The following is a 3,625-nucleotide window of genomic DNA, read 5'->3' on the forward strand; positions in this document are numbered from 1 at the left end:
GAGCCATCTACTAATTTATTAGATCCATCCGCTAATTTCTGAACTCCATCTTTCATCTCCCCAGACTTCCCTTGAAGTGTATGAAGGCCATCCGTCACTTTACTTGAACCATCATGCAGCTCACTTGATCCATCGTATAGTTTATTTGCTCCTTCCGCCCCATCTGCTAATCCTTTTGAGACGTCTTGAATAGAATCAAACATTTTCTCTGCATATGTTTTCGTTAACGTACTTGATACTTCACCTTTAATTTTTTCAATGGCTGTTCCGCCAATTTGTGAAGATAAGAAGTTTAAGCTTTCGTTCGGAATGTATTCTAAGTTTAATGGTTTCGGATCATCTTTTAATAACGTTGTAGCGTTACTTGAGAAGTTATCTGGAATGCGTACTAACATGTAATACTTTCTACCTTCCATTCCTTTTTTCGCTTCTTTTTCACTTACAAATTCCCATTTAAAACTTGTATTATCTTTTAAGTTATCAACGAGCCCTTTTCCGACCTCAATTGGTTTCCCATCAAATACTGCACCTTTATCTAAATTGACTACCGCCACTGGTAAATCATCTAACTGTTTATACGGATCCCAAAAGGCCCATAAAAACATACCTGCATATAAAATTGGTACGAATAATACCGCGATAATTGGAATTAATATTTTTTTGCTTTTTATAATTTCAGTAAACTCTTTACGAAGCAACTGATTCCATTTCATCATTTCTCCCCCTTTTTTTCAAATGACCGAATTGTTCATTTGGTCATTTTTACCCAAATAAAAAGGCTATACTTATTCATACATATGCCTTATCCCCGAATGTATACTATGCAACTTTTATTCAATACGAAACTAATATTTCTATTTTCCCTCCTTAAATTAAATATATGACCACTTTGTTCATATGGTCATATTTTATAATAATAAAAGGATTATCTTAATTTGACAATCCTTTTAATAAATAAAGTTCAAATAATTCTGCGATTTTTTCTTTTTCTAGCGGTTCATGATTTTTTTCCCAATCAAAAATAAGCGATACGTATAAGCGAAGCATAATAAATGCTGTAATTTCGGGATCACATTTGCTAATTTCACCTTTTTCAATCGCAATCTTTAAATACGATTGAATGACAGAAACGATTTCCACATCTACTTGTTGCATCACTTCTTGTACTTCTTTCGTTCCCATATCGCGCTCTTCTTGAATTAACTTAATCATGAGCTGATGTTCTTTTCTGAATTCTAATATGCTATATAATGCTCTATGTACATTTTCAAAAAATGAAACATCTGAACGAATTGCGTTTTCTGCAACTTGCTTCATTTCTGTAATTAAATTAGAAATAATTTCACCAAATAGCTCTTCTTTATTTTTGAAAAAAGTATAAATCGTTCCTTTTCCTACATTCGCTAATTTCGCTACTTGATCCATCGTTGTTGCTTTATAACCGAATGCTGAAAAAGACTTTGTTGCAGCTTCAATAATAGAACGTTTTCGATCTATCGCCACATCGTCACCTCCAAAAATGACCAATTGGATAATATAGTCAATCAGTACATCTTTGATATTACCACACGCTTACATTGTATACAAGTTCTCTTTTTTATTATTTCCAGTATAAAAAAATCCCAGTCAAGTTATATCATACTGTCCATAGTGTATCAAAAAGTATACATGTATGGAAAGCTAGAATATATTCATAATAATTGTTGGCTAGATTCCACTAGAAATTTAATAAAATAGACAGTGTTCTTAAAATCAAAAGTTTAAGAACACTGCCTATTATTTTGACATAGAAAGTAAAATCTTCTCCATCTCTTTCTTAGTTAGCTCATCATCGATTATCTCTTCGTATATCTTTGTATCTCTTGTAAAAATATCATTCACTATGACAATTTGATACTCACTATTCTTACCTTGTGCTGGTACAAACATTTTGAGCCCTTTTAACTTACCCTCTCCATGAGAAGATTTATTATAGACCATTCCTTTCCCGTCTAAACTATAACTTTCTAGATTCTCTTCTCCAGGCATCATATAGTGTAGTGGATCCTTATTACCATTACCATCCATATACATCCTTGACTGGTAAATTGTAAAACCATATTTCCCTTTTGTATATTCTGATTTAATAACTAATTCTACATCTCTTCCAAAATATGAGTCAGCCCATTCTCTCTTTAATTCATAACCTTCAGGTATATAAGTTGGCTCCTTAATTTGATACGGTACATGTTCTTTTGCTTCTTCCATAGTATATGTTAAAGACTTCTCCAGCTTATCTTCAAGCGGTTTTAATGTCTTCTCAATAGTAGCTAGTCTTTCTTGATCAGCTTTCTTCAAGCGTTCAGGTTTATATTGCTTTGTATCTCCATCATAATTCTCAGGCACATTTTTCTTAACCATTGCTTTCTTATGAATTTCTTGCGCTTCCTTAAATAATTGAACATACTGCTCAAATTCTTCTTTCGTAAAATTCTTTTCTGCCAAATACAAAAAATCTGTATTCATTTTATATGACTTTATTGACATCCCCCATTCTCTACTTGCATTCTCCGGTGTACCTAATACTGTTTCTATTGCTTCTTCAAAAGCCGCTTTAGATTGCTTTTTTTCTACAACCTTTTCTTTCTGTCTTTCATCCCCCTCAGTTATCCTTGCATTTAATAAAAAACCGCCTGCTATAGCTGCTATAGCAATAACCCCAAGTAAAGACAGACGATACGATTTCTTTTGGAACTTTTTAATCATAACGATTCTCCTTTTTAGTGTTCGTTTATTTCTACTTAAACTTGCTAGGCTTGGTACTTGATAGGAATAATGTTCTAAAAGGGTAATAATTGTATGGCCGTATGCAATTTGCTCCTCTTTATCTATAAACGTAAGCGCATATGCATCACAGGCTAATTCTTGATCTTCTCGCATACAAAAATAGGCGTACCAAAGAATTGGATTGAACCAATTTAATAGGATTAAACTGTACATAATCCAATTTACAGCTACATCGCTTCTTTTAATATGAGCTAACTCATGGTAAAAGACATATTGTAATTGTTGCTCATTTAATACTTTCATATGTTTTTTTGATAGTAATACTTTCGGACGAAAGAAACTAAAAACAGTTGGGCTCGCAATCTTTCCTGCTAAACGTAATGAAACTGTCTTCTTCATTTTCATAGACTGCTTACAGCGATTAAACACTGTAGCGACCTGTTCATCCGTAATATCCGGTTGTTTCTTTATGTAAGAATATAAACGTCTATTTGTAATAAACGTTATGACTGCTAATACGATTACCCCAGCTAGCCAAACATATAGAGCAATTTTGTATAAAGACAATGTAGTCTGTTGTTCCGAACTCGCGTTTACTTCAGGTTCACGATTTTTTGTCACAGTTTCAGAATTTGATTCTAATTCCACTGTATGTTTCATCTCGTTGTTCACTGTATTCTCAGGTGAAGATGTATTTTTTTGAATAACTTCCGACACACTAGAATTATAAGAAAGTAATGAATAAATGCTATAAGAGCTATCTGGTGACCATGGTAAAAGGAGTCTTATCATTAGTACGATCCACAGCATATATTGCCATCGGGGCGTTAATTTATTTCTAAATAGTACTTTTATACAT

Annotated in this window: 3 protein-coding genes; all 3 read right to left on the bottom strand. The window is 33.0% G+C overall.

All coding sequences use genetic code 11. The annotated features are described in order from the left end of the window. On the bottom strand, positions 1-713 hold a 713-nt coding region (locus MR167_RS30945), incomplete at its 3' end, for a YhgE/Pip family protein (protein ID WP_242316198.1). A gap of 217 nt (positions 714-930) precedes the next feature. After that, entirely contained in the window at positions 931-1,503 is a 573-nt protein-coding gene (locus MR167_RS30950; RefSeq protein WP_000963378.1) for a TetR/AcrR family transcriptional regulator, read from the bottom strand. Positions 1,504-1,776: 273 nt separating this feature from the next. Continuing rightward, the coding region (locus MR167_RS30955) for a M56 family metallopeptidase (protein WP_242316199.1) at positions 1,777-3,625 on the bottom strand (1,849 nt) is incomplete at its 5' end.

It is taken from the genome of Bacillus cereus group sp. BfR-BA-01355 (genome assembly GCF_022663675.1).
Lineage (GTDB): Bacteria > Bacillota > Bacilli > Bacillales > Bacillaceae_G > Bacillus_A > Bacillus_A thuringiensis_S.